At 59.2% G+C, this 22503-nt stretch carries 34 protein-coding genes and 1 tRNA gene; 10 read left to right on the top strand and 25 right to left on the bottom strand.

Annotated elements, in window-relative coordinates:
- The first annotated feature begins 69 nt into the window (after positions 1-69).
- The 3 genes from AC04SI_RS19040 to AC04SI_RS19050 all read left to right on the top strand — a co-directional run bounded on the left by AC04SI_RS19040 (position 70) and on the right by AC04SI_RS19050 (position 4613).
- The gene (locus AC04SI_RS19040) at positions 70-1164 is read left to right on the top strand and encodes an autotransporter outer membrane beta-barrel domain-containing protein (RefSeq protein WP_192181134.1); all 1095 of its coding nucleotides are present in this window, start codon (positions 70-72) and stop codon (positions 1162-1164) included.
- A gap of 247 nt (positions 1165-1411) precedes the next feature.
- Entirely contained in the window at positions 1412-2296 is an 885-nt protein-coding gene (locus AC04SI_RS19045) for a helix-turn-helix domain-containing protein (RefSeq protein ID WP_404276631.1), read from the top strand.
- A 136-nt stretch (positions 2297-2432) separates the two neighbouring features.
- Complete coding sequence (locus AC04SI_RS19050) at positions 2433-4613, top strand: TonB-dependent siderophore receptor (protein WP_488474662.1); 2181 nt, start codon at positions 2433-2435, stop codon at positions 4611-4613.
- A 36-nt stretch (positions 4614-4649) separates the two neighbouring features.
- On the opposite strand, the gene AC04SI_RS19055 is transcribed toward AC04SI_RS19050, so the two are convergent.
- The 4 genes from AC04SI_RS19055 to AC04SI_RS19070 all read right to left on the bottom strand — a co-directional run bounded on the left by AC04SI_RS19055 (position 4650) and on the right by AC04SI_RS19070 (position 6861).
- A complete protein-coding gene (locus AC04SI_RS19055; protein WP_404276629.1) occupies positions 4650-5186 on the bottom strand; it encodes a DnaJ domain-containing protein in 537 nt (178 codons plus the stop codon).
- A gap of 789 nt (positions 5187-5975) precedes the next feature.
- On the bottom strand, positions 5976-6221 hold the full coding sequence (locus AC04SI_RS19060; protein WP_404276627.1) for a hypothetical protein: 246 nt from the start codon (positions 6219-6221) through the stop codon (positions 5976-5978).
- Positions 6218-6475 (bottom strand): hypothetical protein, encoded by a 258-nt coding sequence (locus AC04SI_RS19065; RefSeq protein WP_404276625.1) that lies wholly within the window; start codon positions 6473-6475, stop codon positions 6218-6220. The genes AC04SI_RS19060 and AC04SI_RS19065 overlap by 4 nt, the downstream gene beginning before the upstream one ends.
- The gene (locus AC04SI_RS19070; RefSeq protein WP_404276623.1) at positions 6472-6861 is read right to left on the bottom strand and encodes a hypothetical protein; all 390 of its coding nucleotides are present in this window, start codon (positions 6859-6861) and stop codon (positions 6472-6474) included. Before AC04SI_RS19070 ends, AC04SI_RS19065 begins: the two co-directional genes overlap by 4 nt.
- 205 nt (positions 6862-7066) lie before the next feature.
- Here AC04SI_RS19070 and AC04SI_RS19075 point away from each other — a divergent pair, with 205 nt between their 5' ends.
- Positions 7067-7348: a hypothetical protein gene (locus AC04SI_RS19075; RefSeq protein WP_404276621.1), complete on the top strand. Its 282-nt coding sequence runs from the start codon at positions 7067-7069 to the stop codon at positions 7346-7348.
- A gap of 291 nt (positions 7349-7639) precedes the next feature.
- Here the strand turns inward: AC04SI_RS19075 and AC04SI_RS19080 are convergent, their stop codons facing one another.
- From AC04SI_RS19080 to AC04SI_RS19130, 11 genes are all read right to left on the bottom strand, one after another.
- The gene (locus AC04SI_RS19080) at positions 7640-7825 is read right to left on the bottom strand and encodes a hypothetical protein (protein WP_404276620.1); all 186 of its coding nucleotides are present in this window, start codon (positions 7823-7825) and stop codon (positions 7640-7642) included.
- A gap of 197 nt (positions 7826-8022) precedes the next feature.
- On the bottom strand, positions 8023-9018 hold the full coding sequence (locus AC04SI_RS19085; protein WP_404276618.1) for a LamG-like jellyroll fold domain-containing protein: 996 nt from the start codon (positions 9016-9018) through the stop codon (positions 8023-8025).
- A 51-nt stretch (positions 9019-9069) separates the two neighbouring features.
- Positions 9070-9321: a hypothetical protein gene (locus tag AC04SI_RS19090; protein WP_404276616.1), complete on the bottom strand. Its 252-nt coding sequence runs from the start codon at positions 9319-9321 to the stop codon at positions 9070-9072.
- Positions 9322-9580: 259 nt separating this feature from the next.
- Complete coding sequence (locus tag AC04SI_RS19095; protein ID WP_404276614.1) at positions 9581-9952, bottom strand: hypothetical protein; 372 nt, start codon at positions 9950-9952, stop codon at positions 9581-9583.
- Between the two features lie 99 nt (positions 9953-10051).
- Positions 10052-10312: a hypothetical protein gene (locus tag AC04SI_RS19100; RefSeq protein WP_404276612.1), complete on the bottom strand. Its 261-nt coding sequence runs from the start codon at positions 10310-10312 to the stop codon at positions 10052-10054.
- Entirely contained in the window at positions 10309-11124 is an 816-nt protein-coding gene (locus AC04SI_RS19105) for a hypothetical protein (protein ID WP_404276610.1), read from the bottom strand. The genes AC04SI_RS19100 and AC04SI_RS19105 overlap by 4 nt, the downstream gene beginning before the upstream one ends.
- Positions 11114-11662, bottom strand: a complete 549-nt coding sequence (locus tag AC04SI_RS19110; RefSeq protein ID WP_488474663.1) for a hypothetical protein — start codon at positions 11660-11662, stop codon at positions 11114-11116. Before AC04SI_RS19110 ends, AC04SI_RS19105 begins: the two co-directional genes overlap by 11 nt.
- 73 nt (positions 11663-11735) lie before the next feature.
- Positions 11736-12254, bottom strand: a complete 519-nt coding sequence (locus AC04SI_RS19115; RefSeq protein WP_488474664.1) for a hypothetical protein — start codon at positions 12252-12254, stop codon at positions 11736-11738.
- Positions 12251-12460, bottom strand: coding sequence for a hypothetical protein (locus AC04SI_RS19120; protein ID WP_404276604.1), 210 nt, complete (start codon positions 12458-12460; stop codon positions 12251-12253). The genes AC04SI_RS19115 and AC04SI_RS19120 overlap by 4 nt, the downstream gene beginning before the upstream one ends.
- Entirely contained in the window at positions 12457-12810 is a 354-nt protein-coding gene (locus AC04SI_RS19125) for a hypothetical protein (RefSeq protein ID WP_404276602.1), read from the bottom strand. The genes AC04SI_RS19120 and AC04SI_RS19125 overlap by 4 nt, the downstream gene beginning before the upstream one ends.
- Positions 12797-13177 (bottom strand): hypothetical protein, encoded by a 381-nt coding sequence (locus tag AC04SI_RS19130; protein WP_488474665.1) that lies wholly within the window; start codon positions 13175-13177, stop codon positions 12797-12799. The genes AC04SI_RS19125 and AC04SI_RS19130 overlap by 14 nt, the downstream gene beginning before the upstream one ends.
- Positions 13178-13288: 111 nt before the next feature.
- Between AC04SI_RS19130 and AC04SI_RS19135 the strand changes: the two genes are divergently transcribed.
- The 3 genes from AC04SI_RS19135 to AC04SI_RS19145 all read left to right on the top strand — a co-directional run bounded on the left by AC04SI_RS19135 (position 13289) and on the right by AC04SI_RS19145 (position 15103).
- Positions 13289-13783 (top strand): TraY domain-containing protein, encoded by a 495-nt coding sequence (locus AC04SI_RS19135; protein ID WP_404276596.1) that lies wholly within the window; start codon positions 13289-13291, stop codon positions 13781-13783.
- A complete protein-coding gene (locus AC04SI_RS19140) occupies positions 13780-14946 on the top strand; it encodes a site-specific integrase (protein WP_488474666.1) in 1167 nt (388 codons plus the stop codon). The genes AC04SI_RS19135 and AC04SI_RS19140 overlap by 4 nt, the downstream gene beginning before the upstream one ends.
- Positions 14947-15013: 67 nt before the next feature.
- Positions 15014-15103: transfer RNA gene (locus AC04SI_RS19145), tRNA-Ser, on the top strand.
- Positions 15104-15207: 104 nt separating this feature from the next.
- Here AC04SI_RS19145 and AC04SI_RS19150 read toward each other — a convergent pair.
- The 3 genes from AC04SI_RS19150 to AC04SI_RS19160 all read right to left on the bottom strand — a co-directional run bounded on the left by AC04SI_RS19150 (position 15208) and on the right by AC04SI_RS19160 (position 16817).
- Positions 15208-15762 carry a hypothetical protein gene (locus AC04SI_RS19150; protein WP_488474667.1) on the bottom strand — a complete coding sequence of 185 codons (555 nt, stop codon included), beginning with the start codon at positions 15760-15762 and terminating at the stop codon, positions 15208-15210.
- Positions 15763-15870: 108 nt separating this feature from the next.
- Positions 15871-16107: a hypothetical protein gene (locus AC04SI_RS19155; RefSeq protein WP_488474668.1), complete on the bottom strand. Its 237-nt coding sequence runs from the start codon at positions 16105-16107 to the stop codon at positions 15871-15873.
- A gap of 2 nt (positions 16108-16109) precedes the next feature.
- Positions 16110-16817 carry a hypothetical protein gene (locus AC04SI_RS19160; protein WP_488474669.1) on the bottom strand — a complete coding sequence of 236 codons (708 nt, stop codon included), beginning with the start codon at positions 16815-16817 and terminating at the stop codon, positions 16110-16112.
- A gap of 126 nt (positions 16818-16943) precedes the next feature.
- Between AC04SI_RS19160 and AC04SI_RS19165 the strand changes: the two genes are divergently transcribed.
- The gene (locus tag AC04SI_RS19165) at positions 16944-17198 is read left to right on the top strand and encodes a helix-turn-helix domain-containing protein (RefSeq protein ID WP_488474670.1); all 255 of its coding nucleotides are present in this window, start codon (positions 16944-16946) and stop codon (positions 17196-17198) included.
- A 349-nt stretch (positions 17199-17547) separates the two neighbouring features.
- Here AC04SI_RS19165 and AC04SI_RS19170 read toward each other — a convergent pair whose 3' ends face one another.
- Positions 17548-17907: a hypothetical protein gene (locus AC04SI_RS19170; RefSeq protein WP_488474671.1), complete on the bottom strand. Its 360-nt coding sequence runs from the start codon at positions 17905-17907 to the stop codon at positions 17548-17550.
- A gap of 705 nt (positions 17908-18612) precedes the next feature.
- Here AC04SI_RS19170 and AC04SI_RS19175 point away from each other — a divergent pair.
- Positions 18613-18918, top strand: coding sequence for a hypothetical protein (locus tag AC04SI_RS19175; protein ID WP_488474672.1), 306 nt, complete (start codon positions 18613-18615; stop codon positions 18916-18918).
- A 31-nt stretch (positions 18919-18949) separates the two neighbouring features.
- Here AC04SI_RS19175 and AC04SI_RS19180 read toward each other — a convergent pair whose 3' ends face one another.
- The 5 genes from AC04SI_RS19180 to AC04SI_RS19200 all read right to left on the bottom strand — a co-directional run bounded on the left by AC04SI_RS19180 (position 18950) and on the right by AC04SI_RS19200 (position 20794).
- Positions 18950-19348 carry a DUF1515 family protein gene (locus AC04SI_RS19180; protein WP_488474673.1) on the bottom strand — a complete coding sequence of 133 codons (399 nt, stop codon included), beginning with the start codon at positions 19346-19348 and terminating at the stop codon, positions 18950-18952.
- A gap of 1 nt (position 19349) precedes the next feature.
- A complete protein-coding gene (locus tag AC04SI_RS19185) occupies positions 19350-19538 on the bottom strand; it encodes a hypothetical protein (protein ID WP_488474674.1) in 189 nt (62 codons plus the stop codon).
- Positions 19517-19762 carry an ABC transporter permease gene (locus AC04SI_RS19190; RefSeq protein ID WP_488474675.1) on the bottom strand — a complete coding sequence of 82 codons (246 nt, stop codon included), beginning with the start codon at positions 19760-19762 and terminating at the stop codon, positions 19517-19519. Before AC04SI_RS19190 ends, AC04SI_RS19185 begins: the two co-directional genes overlap by 22 nt.
- A gap of 103 nt (positions 19763-19865) precedes the next feature.
- Positions 19866-20093 (bottom strand): hypothetical protein, encoded by a 228-nt coding sequence (locus AC04SI_RS19195; protein WP_488474676.1) that lies wholly within the window; start codon positions 20091-20093, stop codon positions 19866-19868.
- A 2-nt stretch (positions 20094-20095) separates the two neighbouring features.
- Positions 20096-20794: a glycoside hydrolase family 108 protein gene (locus tag AC04SI_RS19200; RefSeq protein ID WP_488474677.1), complete on the bottom strand. Its 699-nt coding sequence runs from the start codon at positions 20792-20794 to the stop codon at positions 20096-20098.
- Positions 20795-20903: 109 nt separating this feature from the next.
- On the opposite strand from AC04SI_RS19200, the gene AC04SI_RS19205 reads away from it, so the two are divergent.
- Positions 20904-22175, top strand: a complete 1272-nt coding sequence (locus tag AC04SI_RS19205) for a hypothetical protein (protein ID WP_488474678.1) — start codon at positions 20904-20906, stop codon at positions 22173-22175.
- A gap of 13 nt (positions 22176-22188) precedes the next feature.
- Here AC04SI_RS19205 and AC04SI_RS19210 read toward each other — a convergent pair whose 3' ends face one another.
- Complete coding sequence (locus tag AC04SI_RS19210) at positions 22189-22494, bottom strand: hypothetical protein (protein ID WP_488474679.1); 306 nt, start codon at positions 22492-22494, stop codon at positions 22189-22191.
- Between the last annotated feature and the right edge of the window lie 9 nt (positions 22495-22503).

Here is a 22503-nt window from a genome sequence, read left to right on the forward strand (position 1 = left end):
CATAGTTCATCGGCGAACCGCATGCCCTGATATTCGAGTCTGATATCGCAAGCAGCCAGGAAGGGGACAATGAAAGCAGAGAATTGGCTTCTGCGCCTGTGCACGGCGAGCGCGTTCTCGATCGGCACGGGCTTCATTTTCATGCCCTCCACCGCGAACGCCTGCATCCTCGACAACGATGGGACCTTTCTCGACACGAGTTGCTATATTGGCGGCGCGGCCAACAGCGCGATTGTCGACACCTCCCTGGATGCGCTTGGCAACATTGTCGACGACATCGTCGATGCGGATGTCAGTCCCGCCAAAATAGCCCCACCGGGCCAGGCCGCGCCATTCGGTGTTTTCGCGTCCGGCCAGCTTGCCCATACCGAGCATGACGGTTTCAGGGTTTCGAACAGCATCGATACGTTCGACGGACCGCATTTCGACGTCGATGAATTCTCCGCTGCCGTCAGCGTGGACTTCAATGCCGCGAAGCATTTCGGCTTCGACAACGAGCACGGCCTCAACCTCGGTCTGTTTGGCGGCTATGCCTCGGCCGAGGTGGGCGTCGATGCTTTCGGGTTCTTCGACGGCGGTGAGGCCACGAACAGAAGCGGCATGTTCGGCGGCTATGGCCTCTATCGTCACGGCACAAGCTATGTGCTCGTGGCCGCATCGGCATTCCTCGGCAACACGGACGTCGACCGCTCCGGCACGTCCGGAAGCTACGACACGCAAGGCTATGCGGTAACCGGATCGGTCGGCCGTATCTTCAGCCTGACCGATCGGGTGCGCCTTGACCTGCGCGGCGGATTGCTGGGCGTCACGTTTACCGGTGATGCCTATACGGACGACTCCGACACGGATTTCGGAAAGAGCCGCTTGTCGTTTGGGGCGGTCAAATTCGATCCCGGTATCTATGCCGATTTTCAACTCGGGAACGGCATGGTGATCAGCCCCTATGCGCGGGCAGATATCCAGCAGCGCTTCGGTTATTCGAACACGGCCAGCGTTGAAGGCGTGGAGAGCGAGTTCGACGATGCGGACCTCTCCGTGGCCTTGTCCTCAGGCTTCAATCTCAAGATGACGCAGGCAACCACGCTCAGCAGTGAAATTCGCGGCAAGTGGTCCGAAGACAGCTCAACCATCAGCGGCAAGCTGGGCTTGAAGATCGCCTTTTGACATTCAGCAAAGCGTGGCTTGTGGCCGGATCGAACCTGTCTCGATCCAGGCAACAACTCGTTGCGGTGTTGCGCCGCTCGACTGTCCGAGATGAACCTCGCCGGACGCACGGGAAGGGGGCCGGGTGCCGGCTGCGGCCACACCGTAGCCGCCACAGGCTGCCCCACCGGACCCACTCCGCGACAAAACTTGACCATTTTCATCAAGAAATGTACTGAACCAGAGTCTCGATCAGATAGGGGAAAGCGTGTCCTTCGTTCCGCGCATGGAAAGCCGCATTCAGGGATTTTCCGTCATTGGCGGTTTGAAATGCCACGTCTGGGACGGCGCGGTTGCCGACCTCTGGGATGTGTCATGCGCTGACCGGGCCGAGGGCTTCTATGTCTCTCCCGACCCCCGGCTGTTTGTCGCTCTCGATGTCGAAGGCGACGGCGCCTTCTTCGTCGAAGGGGTCAAGGGCGAAGCGCGCCGCCACGACCGGGCCTTTTCCATGGCCTACATTCCGGCCGGGGTGCCGATTCGTGGCCGGGTCGATGGACTGCACCGGATCAGGCATCTCGACCTGCACTTCGAGGCCGCAGCCCTGACGCGCCGCTTCGGCCGCAGCCTCGATCGCGAGGCCCTGCATGTGTCACGCTTCCAGTTTCGCGACGACCGGATCGCCACGCTTGCCGGCCTGATTGCCGCCGAATGCGACGCTGGCCAGAAGTTGCATGATCTCTACGGCGAGGGCCTGCTCAACGCCTTGTTCGCGAGCCTTTTCCAGATAGACCAGCCGGTTGCCGCGCGGCGCCGGGCGCCATTGTCCCGCCGCAAGCTGCGCCTCGTCATCGATTACATAGACGCGCATTGCCTGGACAGGATCCGTCTCGCCGACCTCGCCACGCTGACCGGCCTGTCCGAAACCGCAACCAGCCACGCCTTCAAGGCGGCGACAGGCGTGCCGCCGCATCGCTGGCAGATGCAGGCGCGGATCGGCAGGGCACAGGCGATGATGGCGCATGATGCCGCCTCGCTCGGTGATATTGCCGAGGCGACTGGGTTTTTCGACCAGGCCCATCTGACGCGGGTGTTCAAGTCGGTCGTCGGCGTGACGCCGGGCGCCTGGATGAAGAGCGCCGTCCGTGAGTGACATTTCCGCAACATGACGCTGCGATGTCAGCCGTTTGGACAAGAACCGACAAACCGCTCAACTCCGTCCAATGACCAGCAGATAAGTTGAGATAAACGATCAGGTATCTCAATGTCGACGGGCGGGCACTTTCCCTATGAGCAGATTTTACCGGATGAAGTCGCTTCTGGCTGGCAGCGTCGCCGCTGTCGCGATGATCTCGCCGATGGCCGCGTTCGCGCAGACCGTGCAAACCGGCACCCAGCTAGAACCGGTGCTGGTCGAGGGCGAGGCGGGCGACAGCGCCACCGGGCCGGTCGACGGCGTCGTCGCCAAGAAAACAACGACCGGCTCCAAGGCGGCCACCGAGCTCAAGGACATCCCGCAATCGGTCTCGGTGATCGGCCGGCAGGAAATCGACGACCAGGGCGCGCAGAAGGCCGACGAGGCACTGCGCTACACCGCCGGCGTGTTCGCCCAGCCTTTTGGCCCTGACAGCGACACCAATTGGATGTTCATCCGCGGCTTCCAGGCGACGGCCACCGGCACCTACATGGATGGCCTGCAGCTGTTCAGCTACGGTTTTGGCGGTTTCTATGTCGACTCATTCGGATTGGAGCGCATCGAGGTGCTGAAGGGACCGGCCTCCGTTCTCTATGGCGGCAGCAATCCGGGCGGCATGGTCAACTATGTCAGCAAGCGGCCGGATTTCGAACGCAAGCGCTATGTCGAAACTGGCGTCAACGACGCCGGCAATGTCTATCTCGGCTTCGACATCGGCGACGTCGCCAACAATGGCGCGGTCAGCTTTCGGGTGACGGGCAAGGTCGCCGGCGGCGATACCTACAGCGACTTTCAGGACGGCTGGCGCGGCTTCATTTCGCCAAGCATCAGCTGGAAACCGGACGAAGCAACCACGCTGACCATCCTGGCCAACTACAGCCACATCGATGAAAACCACAATGGCGGCAGTTTCCTGCCTTACATCGGCACGGTGACGGACCGGATCGTCAACGGCGTGAACTACGGCCGCATCGACCCCGACGCCAACTTCACCGAACCAACCGTCGATCTCTACAGGCGCGAACAGGGCTCGATCGGCTACGAGTTCGAGCACACTTTCGACAATGACTTGACGGTGCGCTCCAATGCCCGCTTCACCGCCGCCGACATCAATGAAGTCAGCGTCTACCCCAACGACTGGGTGAGCCCTACGTCGACGCAGCTGAACCGCATCAACTTCGGGCACGACACCGACGCGATGACGTTCCTGTCGGACCTGCAGATCGAGGGAAAGGTGGAGACCGGCCCGCTCGAGCACACGCTGCTGGCCGGCATCGACTACAAATACTACAACATCGACCAGGTGCAGTCGTCGGCCCTCTTCGGAACGACCCCGCCGATCGACGCCTTCGACCCCGTCTATGGTGCGCCGCTTACAGAGCGGGTCAGCTATCTCAACCAGGATCTGACGCAGAAGCAGCTCGGCTTCTATGCCCAGGACCAGTTGCGCTTCGGCGACGGCTGGCTGGTGACGCTGAACGGCCGCTATGATCGCGGCTGGCTCGAAGCCGACAATAGCCCGACATATTACTCGGCGAGCTCCAGCACGCAGAACAGCACCGTTGGCGATTTCTCCGGCCGCGCCGGCCTCGCCTATGAGTTCGCCAATGGCATCACCCCCTATGCCAGCATCGCCACCTTCTTCAACCCGATCATAGGAACCGACGCCAACGGCGATCTGTTCAAGCCGGAAGAGGGCGTGCAGTACGAGGCCGGTATCAAATACGTGCCGACCTTCATCGACGGGCTGTTCACCCTGTCGGTATTCGACCTGACCCGTCAGAATGTGCCTTCGAATGTTACCCTGTTCACGCAGTTGCAAACCGGCGAGGTGCGCTCGCGCGGCGTGGAACTGGAAGGCAAGGTGAACATCACCGAGGATTTCCGGGCAACGGGCGCTTTCACCGCCTACGACATCGACATCACCAAGGACGAGGATGCGTCGCTGATCGGCAAGACGCCTTTTATCGTACCAGAAGTGATGGCCTCGGCCTCGGTCGACTACACTTTCCGCGGCGGCTGGTATGACGGCATCTCGATCGGCGGCGGCGTGCGCCATCTCGGCTCCTCATGGGCCGACAATGAGAACACTGCGAAGGTGCCGGCTGTCACGCTGGCCGACCTGAAGCTTGGCTATGAAAGGGAGAACTGGGGCGTCGATCTCAACATCACCAATCTGTTCGACAAGACCTATGTTGCCAGCTGCCAGACGACGCTGACCTGTTCGTATGGCGAAGGCCGGTCGTTCAAACTGAAGGCGCATACCAGTTGGTGACGACCCAAGGAGGAAGGCGGCGACGGGCCTTCCGCGTCAGCTTGTATGGTCCAGTAGTCTGGTGGTGGTGTCACGACGATGTTCTGAATTGGCGCGATCGATGCCGTCTACGGTGATCGCGAACATCCCGTTTTCGATCCTTGCGATCCAGCCTTTTGCCTTTAGATACCAGAGATGAAACTCCAGGTGTTCACGCGGACAGCCTGACAAGCGTTCGAGTTCTGTATCGCCAATGCCGGGATTGTTCACGTCTTGTCGGCGTTTGACATAAAGAAGCGAGAGCACTTTGGCCTGAATGACGACGTCCCGTTCGATCCCTTTGGTGTTGCCGGCTTCCTCGGTCAACTCGCGCCGAAGGTTCAAATGGTCTTTATACTGAATGTCATACTGCGCGCGCTTGACCGGATCTCTGAGCGTATTATGGGCCTCCACGATTTCGCTGAAGCGTGCTTCATCGCCGGTGTTTTGATTATCGGGATGGTAACGCATAGCAAAATGACGAAATATCCGTTCTATCGTTTCCGAATTCGCGTTCGGGCTGATTTCCAGAACTTCGTAGTAGTCAATGAACATAGTGGCGCCCCCACGACATCGCTATTGCGCACACCGGCGGGCCTCCGCCGGCGTCCGCTGGCGGAAGCGCAAGTTGTCTAGACTGTTTGGTGGGCCCACTGCGCCCCTCCCGAGTTCGACCACGCCGTAATATCAGCATAAAGCTTGTACGAACTCTTTACGAAAGTCGGAGATCGGACCTCTGCCGCCATTGCTCAGACCTCTCGCATCAGACTAGAGGACTTCGGTTGAGTCGGCATGATACAAACGTCGACAAATCCGCACATTCTTTGCCGTCGTGAGTTGTAACTGCAAGTGGTTGATTCCCGGGATGTAGGTGCTGGGGGCGCGCCACGGTCCTGCCAAGCATTTATTGGCATGTGCTGCCTGGTCAGCAGGAAGGCGCCGCAGCTGTGGTTGACGCCGCCCTCGATGCCGCTCTACAGGAATGAACAGCGAACCGGTCGGGAACGCTTCGGTGCCAATCCGGTGCCAACTGCTCAAAACTGACCGAACGCGACAATCCTAAGTGATTGAAAAATCACCACGGAGGGATGGCCGAGCGGTTTAAGGCACCGGTCTTGAAATTCGCTTACACCCGTACTGCCTTATCCCGTCCTGTCCCGCTCTGTCTCGTATTATCAATGGGATAAGCGGCATTCTTGCGCCTTTGGTCCCGTCTCGTCATTGGCCGTGCTACCGAGTTCGGTAGCAAAATGGTAGCAGCGTGTTCGCGGGTTGTTCCACAAACGAAAAAGCCCGCCACCGTGAGGCAGCGGGCTTACTGGGGTTGAAAATACCCCGGTACGATCAGCCGGCGGCTTTGCGATCGGCAATCACCTTGTGGTGGCAGGCGTCGGCCGATGCATTCAAGCGCTCCGCAAGGTCGCGGGCGATCATCGCCAGCGCGTGTATCTCGTCCGCGTGGGTGTTGCGAGAGCCGTCCGCGCGTTCGAATTGCTGCTCTGTCGTCTGGTCGTACAGGACCGCAAGCAGGTGAGCGAGATTGCCGATGTCGGACTGGAGGTCGTCGAGCGAGTTGGAAGGCGCGCTCATGACACTTTTCCTTCGATGGCTTCGTAATAGGCTTTCTTCACCTTCATCGACATCTGCATCGCCAAGCCTGCGACAAAAAGCAGGCGAGACCCTTCTGTTTCGGTGAGAATGTAGTTCCCTTCCGGAACCTTGCCGAATGCGTTTTCAAGCAAATCCTGAAGCACGTCGACCATGTTGTCGGCATCACAGATCAGGGGTTCCAGATCGCCGATGGTCATCTTCTCCTTGGCGTCGCCCAGCATGTGCGCGTTCATGACTGTGCCTCGAAATAGGCCAGCGCAGCGGCAAGCAGCGGGCCGTTGATGTCGCTTGCCTGGGAGACGACATTCTCCTCGGCGACGAGCCTTAGCGCTTCTAGGGCGCCCCTGTACGTCTTTGCGGGCTGCTCCCATTCCGCCAGCACCTCGAGCGACGGTGCATATGAGATTTCGGCATAAGCGTCAGCCTCATCGCTGTCGTCTGGCGCGTTGACGTTGTAGTCGTCCATGCCGGCGCGATAGGCGCGGATGGCGTCGAGAAGAGGGTCGTTGATGGTTTCTGGTGCGGTAGAGCCGGTTGACGGAAAAGCCTCTGTAGCGGCTCCTATGGCCGGCAGCGAGGCTATGGCGCCAAGTGCGGCGCGACGTGTGATCGTGGTCATGTGTGACTTCCTCTCCAAATGTTGAGGAAGCTGGGCAAACGCCTAGCGAATCTGTGACGGAGTGCTAAATCTGATGTGTGTCACTGCAGGCCCTGCAAGGCTTCCGGTGGCAAAGTGCCGGTCGGTAGCGACGAACTGCCGACCGGCGCGCCTAAGGTGTTCTAATCCGCTGGAATCGTCAAGCGCGCCACTACAGGAAGGGTTGATGACGTTCTCTTATATCCACGTCATAGGTGCTTTTGCCGCTGCTATCGCGATCGTCATGATCGTTCTCCTGACGGCACCGAACCTGACTGTTGGCACAGACCGCCTCAGGCTAGGGGTGACAGTCCTGTGCCGTACAGTTGCCAGCGTTGGCTACGTCCTATTTTTGGTCATGCTCGTCTGGGGTGTCACCACGCGCAGTGAAACTTTGATGTACACCTCTATGTTGCCGCTAGCGGTCGCACTTCTGACGTCAAAGTTTATGCAGCGCAATGGACTCTAAGCTACGCGATTTTTTGTTCCCGCGCCGTTCGCATATATTAGCTATCGCTTGACTAAGCCCACGCTCGCTCCAGAATCATGGAATGGCGCGGGGAATAGGCATTGGCGATCTGGTGGCGGTAACAGGCGCTGTTGTAAGGTTGCGGAAATGAAATTTATTGCGGAAATGAAGATTATCGTCACTGCAGCGCTCATCGCATCAGCACTCGCCGTCGCTTCCTTCCTACATGGCGGGCGGTATCAAGCGCTTGCGGTAGGCGAGAGCGCCTACGTGGTCGACCGGTTCACCGGGTCAGTGAGGTCTTGCTCCATCATTGGCTGCACTGTTCTCAAAAGTATCCGACGAACTGATCAATCGGATGCGCCAAGGGATCGTTGAGTCAGCCCGTTGATCGGCCGTGTGAAGCACCTGCGCGGCGAGGAAGACCTGCGGCATGCTTCGCTGCAGGATTTCAGGCTTTATCTGAGAATCGGTCATTTGGTTATTCCAAGACGAACGGCGCGCCGACCGTCAACGCGACGACCAAAATCGTCAGCATGAAAAGAACGACGACAAAAGAGCGATCGAGGCCGCAACAGAGAAGTTGCTGGCGAGCCTCCAGGCCGTCGACATCGTGCCGGATTAAGTCACGTACCATGTCGCCTTGGCGTCGGCCCCGGGATGGCGATCGCGGGCTAGCCGCGCGGGAACGCCGCAGTCGGCGCCGTGAAGCCGCTGTCGCTGTTGTAACGCGCCACGCCCTTGGTAATGCGAAGCTCTTTCAGATGGCCATTGAAACCATTGGTCGTTGATGTGGATCTCATGCCAATGGCCAGGACGGCGGATGAGTTGAAAAGCGCATTCGCGCCGATCGTGGTCGAGCTCGTCTCCATGACACCACCGGTATAGAGCCGAAGCTTGGAGCCTGATCGCTCAAAACACAGATGCTTCCAGGTCGTGAGAGGCACACCGCCGCTTGCACCAACCAGGTTGAATGTCGAAGATCCGTTGCTCGACCAGACGTTATCCTGCTGGTTAGACGCGTTGCACCGCCATGTGTAAGAGATGTTGCCGGACGAGCCTGCATGGACGAGCATATAGTTGCTGTTCGAGGTCGCAGCAGTGCGGGCGAACAATTCAATTGTGAAGTCGCCGGTCCCGAAATTGAAATCCTCACTGTCAGCGACAGTCAGATAATCACCCGTCCCGTCGAGCAAGAGCGATGACGTTCCGAATGGAGGCGCAACGCCGGTATCGAGTTGCGCGTTACCGAACACGCTCAACGAATGACCGGACAGGCTTTCATCCGTCATCGTCGTGGAGCCGTCCGTGCCGTCGAAGCCGCAGAGCAGAACGACGTTCGAAAAATACAGGTCGCCGTAGACCTGGAGATTGAACGGCGCGAGATCGGAAGTCGCGCCAACATTGTCTGTGACCCTGATCACAATGCCCGTTGAGGTTCCTATCGTGGTCGGTGTTCCCGAAACAAGGCCGGTTGAGCTGTTCAGGGTTATGCCAGTCGGCAACGTTCCAGCATGGACCGAAAAGGTATAGGGCGCGGTGCCGCCAGTCGCCGTGACGGTGAACCCGGCATAGGGCACGTCCTCTTGGGTTGAAGTGACCGGAGTTCCAAAGATGGATAGGGCGCCACTGCCGGTGTTGCCGAACATCTGGCCTGAAAAAAGCAGCACGTTTTGCCTCCTAGAGTTCGAAGAGTTCGAAAATGGCGTGGCCGGCGATCATCATTTGCAAGCCGCCTCTAGCGCTTGCCGGATTTCCCAGATTTCCGGCCAGGCTTGGCTCCACGCCGTGCCGTCGTTGCGGGCCCATACGGGCGGCAATGGCCCGTCGACTTCGAGCGGGTTCGGCTGCCACGGCTTGAGCTGCAAAGCATTGTGGAGGCCCTTCCAGTCAGCGGCCTTGAAGGCGTCGATCGCGGCGGGAGTGATCCAGCGCTTGATGTCGCGGCGAAGTGGCGTGCGCTTTGTGGCCATTCAGGGCGCTCCAAACTCGTCCAAGGCCCAAGGCGTTTCCCGCGTCTCGGTCGGCGTCCAAGAGGCCAGGAAGGCGCCTCCTAGGCGCTTCCAAGCCGCGGGAGCGGCGGCTTTGACTTCCCGCGTCGGTGAACAGCCCAAACGGCTCGAGGTCATGGAAGAAATCGAACTCGCACGTGAACGCGTCAGCCCACGCGGCAAGCTCTGCCGCACTGCCTACTTGTCGGCGCCGCAGTGGTGTTCGTTTCGTTGCCATAGCCTAGCCTTCCCATCCGCCGCCGCCGGAAGGCCGGCCAGGCCCGCCACGGACGGGCTCAAGATCCAGCCCGAGACGGGCGAGCGTGCGAATGCAAAGCGATCTCGCTGCCGTCTCGTGCTTCAGACCCGGATGATCCTTGAGCCCGGCCTTGGTGCGGATGACCGCGCCGTCAGCATCGATTTGCGCCTTAAGCGCCTCGGCTCTGTCGAGCGCCTGGCAGGCAGTAACCAAAAATTCGACGCCGGCAGCGTCTTCGATCGAATATTGGCTATGGACACTCGCCCAAAGAGCCCGCCCATGCTCGCCAAGGGGACGAGGTGGCGCCGGGCTCTTCGGCGGGTTGCTGGCTACTAGTTTCAGGTTTTTCGCCATTTATTTTTTGCCTCACCAATGAATTGCTCAATTTCATGAAAGAAAAGGGGCGGGACCGGTCGCTAGGTTTGACGCCCTGAAACCTCGATGGCCCCCCGCCTACTGCAGGTTGGTTGTCGGCGCATTCTCATCACTGAGCCAGCGCGTTACCTCGGCCATGCATTCGGCCTTCCACTCTGCCAGGACGGTGCGGCGCATTGCCAGGAAGTCGGCAACCTCTTGTTCGGTGGGGTCGCCATGGTCGAACAGGAACAACTCGTCGCGCTCAAGTTGAGCATCAATGGCGCGATCGAGCGCAGCGGCGTTCTTTGCCTCGATCTGGTCAGGTGTCAGTCCGTCGAGGTTGATGTTGATGATCATGTCCGGTCCTTTCCGTCTGCGCCTCGTTTGACCAACAATTGCCAGACCGCGTGATCGTCGGTCGGCGCTATGCCGGCATCGGCGGCCTTGAGCGCAACCCAGGCACTACCGCCGAAGCTGACGACGGTGCCGCGACTGTACGAGAGAGCGCGCTGATAGGTGCCACCGGCCTTGATGCCGTTATTCTCGACCTGGAAGAGCCTCTCTTCGAGCGCCTTGCAGCGCTGCGATAACCACAGCCATCGGGCCTCCTCGATCCCTCTCAGGGTCGCCACAAGTTCGAGGTTCACCCTGTCATCTGGGTTTGTGCCAGCCTTGCGCAAGGCGTCGTGCGAGGCCTGTATCCAGAATTCGCGGAAACGGTCCTGGCCTTCGTTCCAAACGTCGCGGTCACCTGGACGTGCCGCCTGTGGATATTCTGGAGCGCCACCCTTCAGGATGGCCTCATCTATTTCCCATTTTGCATGCTCGCGAACAGGTGACGGCGCCACGGCAGCGACAGGCTCGACGTAGACGCCGGCCATGATCTCGGCCCGCTTCGTTTCGAGTTTCTGCAGGTTGGAACGGGCGATCCCCAGCGCCTTCCAGGTAGCGTTCCATCTGGCATCGTCGAGCTTGTATTCAGCGTCGGCGTACTCGGCATCGAGCTTCTTGATCCGCGCCTTCACTTCCCGGATCTCGCCATCGACATCGTGCCAGGGCTGGCGGGTAATTGCCTTGCCGCTGGCCGCATCGAAGTCGTACTTTTTCACGTTCAGGATTGATGCTTCGACGTTCGCCGCGATCGTCACTGCCGAAAGTTCAAGCCACAACCATTTCTTCCAGCGAGTGCCGTAAGTGCCCTACGACAGCGGCGCCTTCGTCTTTCCGGGAATGTCGGCACAAGGCGACGTGATGTTGAACTTGCCGTTTTTGGTCAGTGACCAGGTAGCGGCCGGCAAGCTCATCCTGGTCGATGCGGCCGGCGTCATGGGCAATAGCGACCCGGTGCTGCTCGATGTTTTCAGGCACGCAGATGTTCAACTCGACAGCGCGCCGGATTCGCCAGCGCTCTAGTGCCTTCTCGATCGCGTGTTTGTCGTCGGCCATGTTCGGATCGAGATAATCTTTCAGCAGCGCCGTTATGTGCGCTTCGTCGTGAACCGTCTTCAGAACGATAAGGCCGTCTCGTTCTCTCTGCCGACAGATGGTGTAGCGCGAAGGCTTTGGAGGAGGAGCGCTGCCGTTGGCTTTAGGCGCCTCTTCCCTCCAAAGCCCTGCGGCGTTGATGACGGTCTCGGCTGTCGCGATTTCCTCCGGTCTAAGGTCTCGGTCTAAGGTCTTGGTCTTGGTGTGTGCACACCCTGTCACAGGGTGTAAATCTACCCCTACAGACGGTGTGGACAGGGTCTCGACAGGGTCTCGACAGGGTGTCTACAGGGTGTCATCGGCCACCTTGCATCAGCCGGGTGTTCATCAGCCTCGACGTGCTGCCAATGGTTTCCGCGATCGACTTGACGGTTCCTCTGGCTTTCTCTGCCCGCTCGGCTGCCTTCTGGACCTCTCGTTCTATGCGAGCCGCGTTGACCTCATCGAAGGCTGACACGGCCTTCTCTCGCAGTCGCTCGCTCTCGATGGCCTGGAGCCGGCGCCTGGTGCCGATGGCGTGGTCGTCGTTGGTTGGCGGGTTATGCCGAAACCATCGTTCAATAAGGATCACGTCGCCGTCGCGGTCGATGAGTTCCGCGTTGACCAGTTCCCCCAGCACGCACTCATAGGCTGCCGCCGGCCAGCCAAGATCCGCACAGGCATAGCCTGGCGGAAGCTCATACACCCCGGCGCTGGTGACATGCGCGTTGGTCAAGAGGTAGAGGAAACCGACCTTGGCTTCCTCGGCCAGACCGATGAACCGCCGGGACCGCCACACTGCCGGCGATACCTTGGTGAAGCTGCGGGCGCTCATGGCTCTTCCCTCTCGATGATACGCGCATGAGGAAATGCCTCTTTGCGAAGGTCGAGCGCCGCACAGCAAGCGCTGTACCGATCGAGATGGGCACTGCGATAATCAATCTCAGTGTAGCCGCCGCCGGGTACAGTGACCGTGTACCAGCCGACGAGTTGTTGCGATGCCTCCACCAGAATGTAGAAGTTGTCGTTGACGGCTTTCATGATGCCGCCTCGCACTTCAGCCGCAGGTGCTCCCGGCGATGATGCAACCTGCAAACCCAGATCACGTCAGCAGGTTTTCTGTAGTCCGGATGATGCCCGTCCACATTGTCGGTTGTGCCGCAGACTTCGCACGGCTGCCGCTCGATGAGACCCCGGCGGAGCGCTGAGCGGTAGGCGGAGTGACTCCATACCGCCCAAGGGTTTTCATTCCTCCAGCGCTGCTGCGGCGTAATTGCATTTGCTTGAGGTTTGCGCGGTTTCCGTCTAAGCTCTTTGCGTTCCACTACTTCTATTTTCAAGGCCGGTCCCGTCGCGAGCGGGCCGGCTTTTTCGTTGTCAGAGAGAGACATTTGCGCCTCCCTGTCTGCGGAGGAGGGTGGCTTGCCGGATGGCTTCAATTGCCGACATCGTGTCCAGGCCAAAGCGGACCTTGAGCGTCGGCACCAGTGCCTTGCCAGTGGGATCAGGATCGCTCGCCAGCCACCTTGCGGCGGCGGTGATGGCTTCGTCGGGTTGGAGGTCGATGCTCATGCTGCCGCGCCCGACAGCATGCGCTCCAACTGCGCGCGAGGGATTAGAAGCCGCTTCCCAATCTTGATTGACGGTATCTCGCCACGGCGCGCGGCTTCGTAAAGCTTGGTTGCGTCCGATCCCGAGACGACGGGCCGCCTCCACGACTGTAAGAGTGGCACGGGTCAGTTCTTGGCTGTCTTTCATGAGGGGCATTCTCCTTTTCTGTACCTGCGCAGAAAATAAACGCCCTTTGCGTCCTTTACAAATGTTTTCTGTGCCCGTATAGAAATTAGGCACAGGAAGGGAGTAGCAGTCATGAACTCTGACAAACCGAAACGGGGACGCCCAACTAAGCCCGTTGAGGCGGGCGAACGCGCGTCACTTGGGCTGCGGGTGACGCCATCCCTGAAGGATCGCCTCGAAGCTTCAGCGGCGGCAAGCGGCCGATCTCAGAGCCAAGAAGCCGAGTTCAGGCTGGAGCGTTCGTTTGCAGACGACGGGATGTTTTCCAGTTCGGAGATGAAGTTCTGGGGCGTCTTCATGGCCAGCACTTTCCACAAGGAAGGTGCCTACCACGCCGCCGTTCGGGGTCATCAGAATTGGACTGACAAAGATTGGATGAACGATCCCGAATGCCGTACGGCAGCGACTTTCGAGGTCATCGACTCGCTTATCAAAGACCTTGTGCGTCAGCCTGGAGCCGATCTCGATCACATCGCGATCTATGTAGAGGATATGAAAAGCCGCCTTCTCAACAACGCGATCGCGGCAGGTAAAGTCCGCGTTGTGCTGGGGAGCGACGACCAATGAAAGGCCACGTCAAAGAGCGCTCGCCCGGCAAGTGGGTCATTGTTCTCGACATCTACGATGCGGCCGGCAAGCGGCGGCGCAAGTGGCACACGTTCGAAACCACGTCGAAGCGGAAGGCGGAAGAGGAATGCGCCCGGCTCATCACAGAGTTGAAGAGCGGCAACTACGTCGAGCCGACAAAACAAACCATCGCCGAGTTCTTGGATGAATGGCTGATCTTCATCAAGCCATCAGTCGCGCCGAAGACACATGAGCGATACGCCGAGATACTGCAGAAGGGTGTTGCGCCGCTCCTAGGCGACGTGACGCTCGCTAAGCTGAAGACTGACAGGATTGACGGCGCCTTCACGAAAGCGCTCACAGAAGGCCGCAGGGACGGGAAGGGCGGTCTTTCGCCCCGGACGGTCCACCACATGCGCCGGGTGCTCATCAAGGCGCTGGGGCAGGCTGTGACGTGGGATAGGCTGGCGAAGAACCCGGCCTCGGCGACGACGCCGCCAAAGGTCGAGCGCAAGACAATGCTGGCCTACGACGCCGAGCAGACTGGCGATCTGCTCGAAGCGTTAAAGCGAACCAGGATCTATGTTCCTGTGCTGCTCGCCGTCATGTGCGGACTTCGGCGCGGCGAAGCGATTGCGCTGCGCTGGGGCAATGTCGATCTCGACGGCAAAAGCATCGCCGTGGTGCAGAGCGCCGAGCAGACGAAAGACGGGGTGCGCTACAAGGAACCAAAGTCCGGCCGCGCCCGCACGGTGGCGATTTCGGCGACCGTCGTTGACGAATTGCGGGCTTGTCGAGCCCGGCAGGCTGAGGAACAGTTAAGGCTTGGTATTCGCCTCAATGACCATTCGTTTGTGGTTGCCCAGCCGGACGGCCAACCTATTCAGCCCCGATCGTTGACCCATGAGTGGGTCAGGATCATCAGCAATACCGCGTTGCCCCGCATTCGCTTCCATGATCTTCGGCATACCCACGCTTCACAGCTCTTGGCTGCCGGCGTGCACCCCAAGATTGCGAGCGAACGTCTCGGCCATTCGTCAATCGGCATCACGTTGGACCTGTATTCGCATGTCATGCCAGGAATGCAGGCCGACGCAGCAGAACAGGTTGACGCTGTGATCCAGCGCGCGGTAAAGGCCAAGGCACAAAAGGCCATTCGGTAGCAATTCGGTAGCAGCAGCCACTTTAGACGCAGCTTGAAAGCCAGAAAAGCTAACGAAATCAAGCCTTGGAGGGATGGCCGAGCGGTTTAAGGCACCGGTCTTGAAAACCGGCGTGGGCGCAAGTTCACCGTGGGTTCGAATCCCACTCCCTCCGCCAGATTTTCGGCTATCGACTTGATAATGCAATACTTTTTCATGTCGCCTTATTTGGTGCCTAACTTGGTGCCTAACGCCTGCAAACGATGAAACAGGCGCCCGCGTTCAAGTTGGGGAGGGCAGGCCGATCGACAGGAAGCTGTCGGGGTTGCCATCTGCGTTGAGCTGTTCGAGCGTTTCAAGGTGCTTCGCGGTGGCAAACCAATTAACAATAAACTGGCCATGGTTGATCCAAAGGCCGCCGCCTGGTGGCATTAGGTTCGTGTTGATGACTGATGTCCTGCTGGAGTAGCGGAGGGGCATCTCTCCCGCGTCACCATTCTCAGCATTGATTTTCTCGATGGCCTCTTTGTGCTTTGCAGTGGCCTGTTGGGAAACGATGAACTCACCACCGTGCATCAAGCCACCCAATTCAAAGATGCCTCCCCCAACATGAACGTACATCGGAATATCGTCGTTTGTTCCATGTCGACCGACCACAAGCCCACCATGACGCGCATCAGTAATGTGCATGGCTTCCATTTCCCCAAAGAATTCCGTGAACGTGAGGCGATAAGTGGGCGTCGAGCACTCTGGACATTCGCCGCTTTGAAGAGGCACAGCCGTCTCGCAAACCCGACACGGTGATTCAGAGGCAATATCCACGCAGAACTGAACCATTTCGCGATCCTCGCCTGAAATGTGATTCGCCAATGATGGGCACAAGCCGAGAAAAGAATAGCCCGCCACCGTGAGGCAGCGGGCATCTAGTGTCCGAAGGGCAATTGATCAGAAGGCCGTTCGTTCGAGCGCTTCGTAATAGGCCTTCCTCACCTTCCCGGTCATCTCGACTGCGACGTTGACAGCGAAGAAGATCAACTCCTGATCACGTTCCGTGATAACCCCATCGGTGCGGGTGAAGCCGGCCTGATCCAACAGGTTCACAAGAACGTCGAGCATGTTGTCGGCGTCACAGATCAGCGGCTCCAGATCGGCAAACGTGGTCTTTTCCTTGGTGGCGGCCATCGTCATGCCTCCACCGGAAGGAACGACAGCAACAGGGCGTCAACGTCCTCGGGCTGAAGGTCGCCGTATTTGCCGGTAGCGAACTTCTTCAGGAACTCGGCTTTGACCCGGTGCTCCTCCATGCTGGTACAGCGGTAGGCGCAGACGGCATTCAGCGCCTCCCGTTCGGCGTCGGATGCATTGTTGCGCTCCTCTATCGCCTGCTCCAGGCCGACCGCGACCCTGCGCGCGCGTTCTTCCTTGACGAGGCGCTTCAGTGCTCGCAAGTCGAATTGTTCCGCCTTGCGAAGCGCGCCGGTTGACTGCTTGGCAAGATCGGGCGCGACTTTGCGCAGGGCGGTCAGCTTTTGCTCCTGTTCGCGGTAACGGCGCTTGATCTCATCGCGCAGATCATCGGCAACGCGGTCGAGTTCAGAAAAGCGCAGGCTGTGCGATTGGGCGCCGCCGATAGAAAGCGGGATGAATAGCTCTGCCGTCTTCGGCAGGTGAGCGTCTTCCAGCGGCGTGGCGCGGTCGATTGCCTCGATGAAACGAGCATAGGCTGCATGCTTGGCTTCGATGAGTGCTAGGAGCTCAGCTGACACTGGCGCTGCCCTGGCGGGAAAGCCGCTGGCAGCAGTGGTGATTGCGCCTGCGGTAGCTGCGAGCGCGGTGCGGCGGGTGATTTTGGGCATACCTTCGGCGGTTGCCCGAACATGGGTGTTCGGCATTGGGTAATCTCCCGATTTGTGGTTACCATTACCAACTAAGTTGGTTTTTTTACCATAGGCGTTGATGCCCGTTGCTGTCAACAGCAATTTGTGTATGATACCAAAGTTGTTTAGGATGGAATTAAAATGCCGATTACTGGATACCAGATACGGGCGGCGCGCTCGCTCATTGGAATGGAGCAGATTGCTCTTGCCGACAAGGCCGGCGTGAGTGCGAACACGATCAGGAACATGGAGGCTTTCGGCGCCGAGCGTGTAAAGGTCCGCACCGATACCCTTGACGCTGTGACCGACGCGCTTCGAGACGCTGGCGTCGTCTTCCTTGATGATGGTGATGCAGCCACAGGAGGGCCAGGCGTCCGCCTGCGGTCTAGTCCGTGACAGAGAACACGCCCCGTGCTCGCATGTCGGCCAAGCGTCGACAAGCCATCTTCAGCGAGCATTGCACTGCCCACAACGTCGCGCCGTGCTGCCTGTGCGGGGAGGCTATCCGCCGCCACGAAGACCGCTGGATTATCGAACACAAGCGCGCCCTTGGCCTTCTCGGTCGGGACGTGAACACCAACTGTGCACCGGCTCATTTCAAATGCGCCGAGGTCAAGACGCACACCCAGGACTTGCCGAGGATCAGGAAGGCCAAACGCCAGCAGGCCCGGCACGAAGGCACAAAAAAGCCGGCTCGAGGCTTTCAGACCCCGGCCGGCTATTCGTTCGATTGGTGCAGCAGACGCTACGTGCCCTTGGCCTTGCCGTAGCCGGTCGGGCTGGTGTCGGGAGTATAGATCACGCCGACCGCCTTGCCGCCGCACTTGGCGCATTTCAGCTTTGGAATGACGTCATCCGCCATGGCCGGCGTGTCCGGGCCGAATCGATCGCGAAGCTTGGCGAGGTCGAGCGCTTGCCTATGGTGACAGGCTGAGTTGTGGCAGTGCGCCGTCACCATCATCTTTGCGTCGATCAGTGTTTGAAAAGTCCAACCCTTGCCCATCGAGCCGATATAGCGCGGCGTGGGGAGCGTCGCTAGGTCAACCGGATTCGACTCTTGGGGCTCATCCAATTTGAGGGCAACCGGACACCGCCGTTTTGCCAAGTTGGCATCGACGCAAGCCGGCCTGTAGCCTCGCCCGCCGGCGAATTGTGTCTCTCCGTTTGTCGGTAGGTCCGGCGATCGAGCCCAGCCAAACCGGCCCCGGTCCGCTGGACAAAGGTCGCCGGGCCGCAGCAACGGAACCATTCCCAGTTGGCCACGTTACGCCGCTAGGGAGAATCCTAAAATGGTTGACGAGCAAGGAAGGCCACCGGCCGCAACGGACGGCCTTGTTCGCCGTTTAGTCATCGATTCCGGCATAACAGAAGCACAAGCCCGCGAGCTTATCGCCTTCCTTGGGCCGCACAATTGGTCGTCGCTTATGCGAGAAGCGCGAATATTGAACAGGAAGATCTAGACCACCTTCCGCACTATCCATTCCAGCAAGTCGGAATCGACCGTTTCAGCGGTGCCGGTGAAGTCGCGGATCATTTGCGCCGCCTAGTCCCGCCATCGATCTTCAGCGATTTCTTCTTCGCGGACGGCTTTATGGAATGCACTTCGTAGGACGTCGCAATCGAATGCAGACACCTTGGGGTGTGACATTTCAATCTCCCGCAAATGGGCGGAAGCGCTGTCATCTCCCAAGCGTCCGTTTGCCTCGGTTGGGTGCGGACGACAAAGCCCATGCTACACCCGGCATGGTTGCTTAGCGAATCCTATTAGCAATCGCTTGACGAAGGCGCCGGCCGCTCCAGAATCGTTGATATGGCAAGGGGCATCAAACCGGGCGACGAGGTCGCTATCACCGCAACGGTGCGCCGTCGCGTGACCGAGGACAGGATCAGTGTCTCCATCCCGTCCTACGGCTTCCCCCATTCGATAGTGGACAAGACATCGAAGGTGAGGAGAGGCCAGCAGATCGAGCTTGTAGGCGATGTCATCCGGGTCGATGAGGACACCGTCACGATTGACCTAAGTCCAGCGGTAACGGTCGCTCGATCCAAGGTGCGACTGGTGCAGCCCTACGTCCCGCAAACGCGCAAGGCGCCGCTCATAGACAGGCCGGACTAAGTAGAGGGGATAATTTTGGCGGTCATCGTGCTCAACCTCCGCGCAAGGCGCTGACAATTTCCGTCCAGTAGTAGGTGACCAATGAACCCAGAGCCGCGAAGGCTATCCCTGTCACTCCCAGCGCGCCCATGCCCATGAGCTTCCAGCGCGTCACTTCGGCCGTGACTTCCTTGACCGTCGTCATGTCAGTGTTGAGCTTGCTGACCGCAACTTCTGTAGCTGCGACGCGTTCGACAAGTTCATCCGTCTTGACATACATCTTGGCGCGGCTGGCGGCGGCGCGCTGTTCCGACTGCTCATAGCTCAGCGCGGCCCTAGCGTCAGAATCCTTGATATCGCGACGGATTTCCGTGATATCCCGCTGCATGTTCTGCGTCGCCTCCATCAGGCCGCCGATCATCATTTCCAGGCTCTTGTTCCCCGTTGGCATTTCAGGCTTTCCAGCCGCAGAGCTTGGCGCCCTTCAGGTTGTGCTCCAATGCCGTCCTCGCCTCGATCGGCGTCATGTCCTCAACGGGGTTGCGATTCGGCTTTTCGACATCGCAGAAGCTGCCGCCGGTATGCTGACAGGCGACGAGCGCTAGGAGCGCGGCGACCATCAGCGTCCTGAGCGTGACCATTTGGCCTGCTCCTTCAGAACTTCAGCGTCAGACATGCCGGCAACAGCCTGGTCGATCTTGTCGGCTTCGGTGCGGGCCGCGAGTCGTTCCGCCGCCTGCTTGTTCCGCTCTGCTTTGGCACCCGCCAGACGCTGTTGAAGGCCGAAGCCGAGCGCACCGATGATTGCCGCGCCTATGGCGAGGATGGTTGGATTGCTTAGAATCCATGCGAGGATCGCGGTCATAGCAGTTTCAGCCCCCTCATTACGGCCAAGGCCATGAGGATCACCACGCAAACCCCGGCGAAGCTGAGCCATGCGACGATGGCTGTGATTGCCACGAAGATGGTCATTGCTCTGCCTCCTTGGTTATCACGACCGTTGCCTCATCGTTGATGAACCAGCCACAGGCAAAGACGATGACTGGGGACAGCGCAGTCCACATGGCCGGGTCTGACCAGCCCGGCGCAAAGTTGGCCAGCGCGGTCCGCGCCACTTCAACGATTGCAACACCGACGACAGCCGCAGTGAGTTTCCGGGATGGGTTCGAGTTCGGCATAGTGACAAGGTCAGCCATGGTCACCTCCACCCAAAAAATGCTGCCATAGCCGCGATGATGACTGCGATCAGAGAGATGATGCCCGTACCCCTGTTGGATGGGGAATTGGGCACCTTCGTCACCACAGGCGGCTCGTTGCCCTGTTGCGTCACCACGACTACGCTAGGCTTGTCTGGCGCAGCCTTCGGGATGACGATTGGCGCCGGTTGCGCGGCCATGGCAAGCGCCTGAGCGCGCACCGAGGACACGCGGGAATTCCAGCCCTTGCCGAAGGTCGGCCATGTACCAAGGCGCTTCAGGAACGCCAGACGGGCATCGCAGAGCGCGTTGACAGTCTGGGCAGACGGCTTAGCCTGCGCGGCCTTGACGGTTGCTGGGCCTATGCGCCCGTCCTGTACAGTGCCCAAAACGCCCTGCAGATACTTCGCCGCCCGAGATGGGCCAGAGTTCACGCCGAAATCGAACACGGCATAGTCAACGCCATCAGGCAATTCCGCACCGGCCACAGCGTCCCAGTAGAACCGCCGATAGACCGTTGCCACCTGAGCATCAGTGATATGGCGAAGGTCATTCTTCGTCGCATCCGCTTTCACATAGCGGCGGAAATTGGCAAGCGTGACGCCCTTCATGGTGGCGCCACCCGGATCGGCCGGATTGTCCGACCAGCCGCCTTCGGATTTCAAAACGAGCGCAAGCGCCCGCGCAAAGTTGCGGTCCATGGAAAACCTCTTGATGTTATGAGGCCGGGTCCATATCCCGGCAGTTTTCAAGGTTGGCGTTTTCGGGTAGAGAACCCACAAGCGGAAGCGCTGGCGGAGGAATGCAAAAGTGAAGTCTAGGATCGCAGTTTTTTACTTGGCGCGAAGAGCTGAGGGCTCAAATCTCACAGAGGAGGACTTCCTCGCCGTTCAATCCTTCGTTGAGTCCTACCGGCGCCACGATGCGGGAATTCCGCACCACCTCGTTATAATCGCCAAGGGGTATAGCAAGGCGGGTGAAATTGCCGCGCTCCGGAACATCCTGGCCGATACGCCGCATAGCATCCACTTTGTCAGCGACGACATCGGCATGGACATCCATGCCTACAAACATGCGGCCGAGCACTTCGATTTCTCACACGCATGCTTCATCAACACGTACACCGAAATCAAGGCTGATCGCTGGCTGGAGAAGCTACACCTGAACCTTTCAAAGCCGGGTGTGGGGATGGTCGGGGCATCGGGATCGTTCGAAAGCCTCTATAATTCCTGCAAGGCGCTCGAAAAGGTCAATTGGCTGGTCCGCCAATCGCCCCGATTCGACGCCAATCTTGCGCGGAACTTCCGATGGTGGCTTGGCCTGGTCGCGCAACATTGGATTGTTCCATTGCGGTCGCCCTATAATCGCGTCCGCCGCGCCATCGCAGACATCCTCAAGCGCCGTCGACATTGGTCAAGCTATGCACGCGGCTTCGATCGCCACTGGTCTATCGCGACTCTGCACGGCGGACCACAGCACCAATGGATAACGTTTCCGCGCTTTCCGAATCCTCACATCCGCTCGAATGTGTTCATGCTCTCGAAAGAAGCATTCGACAGAACAGCGATCCCAAGCCATGAGAACATCAAGATCGGCTGTTGCGAGTTCGAGAGCGGCGACAGAGGCTTGTCCCGAAATGTTAGGCGCGCAGGGTTTAAGCTTGTCGTGGTCGGGGCAGACGGCAAAGGTTACGAGGTGGCCGAGTGGCCCGCGAGCGGCACTTTTCGGTGCGGCGATCAAAGCAATCTTCTCGCTACAGACAACCAGACAAGGTCATTTGACGGGATGAGCGTTGGTGAAAAATGGGTCCATGCGTGCTTTGCGTGGGGCGGCTATTCCAAAGACATCGGCGGCCCGCCAGCGCTCCTTGACCATGAGTTTTCTGCAGATAGACCACTCAATGAAATCACCTCAATTCCAACCGTCAGAACACACCCGGATATGTCGCGGGAGAGTAAAGTCCTATGGCTGATGCAGATAGGCGAATGCTCTCGTAAAGACGCCGAGGAAATGGCAAACTTTGGAATCGACACCGCGCAGCGCCGTTTTGAGCGGATGCTCCCTGATTTCCGCGAAGGCTAGAAGCCTGCCGCGATTAGTCGCCCTCAAGCAGCATATCAGCCGGCCCGCAGACATTCGGCCCGTAGTTGCGGCCGATAGCTTGCTTGATCAGCGTGATTTCCTCGCTCTTGACCTCGCAATTTGCCGGCTCGTTGTTGATGCGAAGCGCAAGCCTAAAGGCGTTGACGTTCTCATCGAACGGCCTCGGATCGCGGGACGGGATAAGGAGCGCATTGGTTACCACATCTGCCAGTGTGGTGTCGGGCGAGTTCGGGTCTTCCGTCATTTTCAACGGCGTGCCCTTGATGGTCAGCAGCGGCTTGGTGAAGTCGATTTTCATGTGTTCTCC

This window comes from Mesorhizobium sp. CNPSo 4689 (assembly GCF_057784325.1).

Coding starts and splice junctions, on each gene's coding strand:
- AC04SI_RS19100 (WP_404276612.1), bottom strand. CDS start 10,312: ATGATCATCAACATCAACCTCGACGGACTGACACCTGACCAGATCGAG.
- AC04SI_RS19095 (WP_404276614.1), bottom strand. CDS start 9,952: ATGGCGAAAAACCTGAAACTAGTAGCCAGCAACCCGCCGAAGAGCCCG.
- AC04SI_RS19060 (WP_404276627.1), bottom strand. CDS start 6,221: ATGAGCGCGCCTTCCAACTCGCTCGACGACCTCCAGTCCGACATCGGC.
- AC04SI_RS19080 (WP_404276620.1), bottom strand. CDS start 7,825: ATGACCGATTCTCAGATAAAGCCTGAAATCCTGCAGCGAAGCATGCCG.
- AC04SI_RS19070 (WP_404276623.1), bottom strand. CDS start 6,861: ATGACCACGATCACACGTCGCGCCGCACTTGGCGCCATAGCCTCGCTG.
- AC04SI_RS19050 (WP_488474662.1), top strand. CDS start 2,433: ATGAGCAGATTTTACCGGATGAAGTCGCTTCTGGCTGGCAGCGTCGCC.
- AC04SI_RS19185 (WP_488474674.1), bottom strand. CDS start 19,538: ATGGTCACGCTCAGGACGCTGATGGTCGCCGCGCTCCTAGCGCTCGTC.
- AC04SI_RS19055 (WP_404276629.1), bottom strand. CDS start 5,186: ATGTTCATTGACTACTACGAAGTTCTGGAAATCAGCCCGAACGCGAAT.
- AC04SI_RS19120 (WP_404276604.1), bottom strand. CDS start 12,460: ATGAAAGCCGTCAACGACAACTTCTACATTCTGGTGGAGGCATCGCAA.
- AC04SI_RS19200 (WP_488474677.1), bottom strand. CDS start 20,794: ATGGACCGCAACTTTGCGCGGGCGCTTGCGCTCGTTTTGAAATCCGAA.
- AC04SI_RS19210 (WP_488474679.1), bottom strand. CDS start 22,494: ATGAAAATCGACTTCACCAAGCCGCTGCTGACCATCAAGGGCACGCCG.
- AC04SI_RS19115 (WP_488474664.1), bottom strand. CDS start 12,254: ATGAGCGCCCGCAGCTTCACCAAGGTATCGCCGGCAGTGTGGCGGTCC.
- AC04SI_RS19135 (WP_404276596.1), top strand. CDS start 13,289: ATGAACTCTGACAAACCGAAACGGGGACGCCCAACTAAGCCCGTTGAG.
- AC04SI_RS19155 (WP_488474668.1), bottom strand. CDS start 16,107: ATGGCCGCCACCAAGGAAAAGACCACGTTTGCCGATCTGGAGCCGCTG.
- AC04SI_RS19040 (WP_192181134.1), top strand. CDS start 70: ATGAAAGCAGAGAATTGGCTTCTGCGCCTGTGCACGGCGAGCGCGTTC.
- AC04SI_RS19195 (WP_488474676.1), bottom strand. CDS start 20,093: ATGGCTGACCTTGTCACTATGCCGAACTCGAACCCATCCCGGAAACTC.
- AC04SI_RS19175 (WP_488474672.1), top strand. CDS start 18,613: ATGGCAAGGGGCATCAAACCGGGCGACGAGGTCGCTATCACCGCAACG.
- AC04SI_RS19140 (WP_488474666.1), top strand. CDS start 13,780: ATGAAAGGCCACGTCAAAGAGCGCTCGCCCGGCAAGTGGGTCATTGTT.
- AC04SI_RS19150 (WP_488474667.1), bottom strand. CDS start 15,762: ATGGTTCAGTTCTGCGTGGATATTGCCTCTGAATCACCGTGTCGGGTT.
- AC04SI_RS19065 (WP_404276625.1), bottom strand. CDS start 6,475: ATGAACGCGCACATGCTGGGCGACGCCAAGGAGAAGATGACCATCGGC.
- AC04SI_RS19165 (WP_488474670.1), top strand. CDS start 16,944: ATGCCGATTACTGGATACCAGATACGGGCGGCGCGCTCGCTCATTGGA.
- AC04SI_RS19160 (WP_488474669.1), bottom strand. CDS start 16,817: ATGCCGAACACCCATGTTCGGGCAACCGCCGAAGGTATGCCCAAAATC.
- AC04SI_RS19180 (WP_488474673.1), bottom strand. CDS start 19,348: ATGCCAACGGGGAACAAGAGCCTGGAAATGATGATCGGCGGCCTGATG.
- AC04SI_RS19190 (WP_488474675.1), bottom strand. CDS start 19,762: ATGACCGCGATCCTCGCATGGATTCTAAGCAATCCAACCATCCTCGCC.
- AC04SI_RS19125 (WP_404276602.1), bottom strand. CDS start 12,810: ATGTCTCTCTCTGACAACGAAAAAGCCGGCCCGCTCGCGACGGGACCG.
- AC04SI_RS19130 (WP_488474665.1), bottom strand. CDS start 13,177: ATGAAAGACAGCCAAGAACTGACCCGTGCCACTCTTACAGTCGTGGAG.
- AC04SI_RS19090 (WP_404276616.1), bottom strand. CDS start 9,321: ATGGCCACAAAGCGCACGCCACTTCGCCGCGACATCAAGCGCTGGATC.
- AC04SI_RS19075 (WP_404276621.1), top strand. CDS start 7,067: ATGACGTTCTCTTATATCCACGTCATAGGTGCTTTTGCCGCTGCTATC.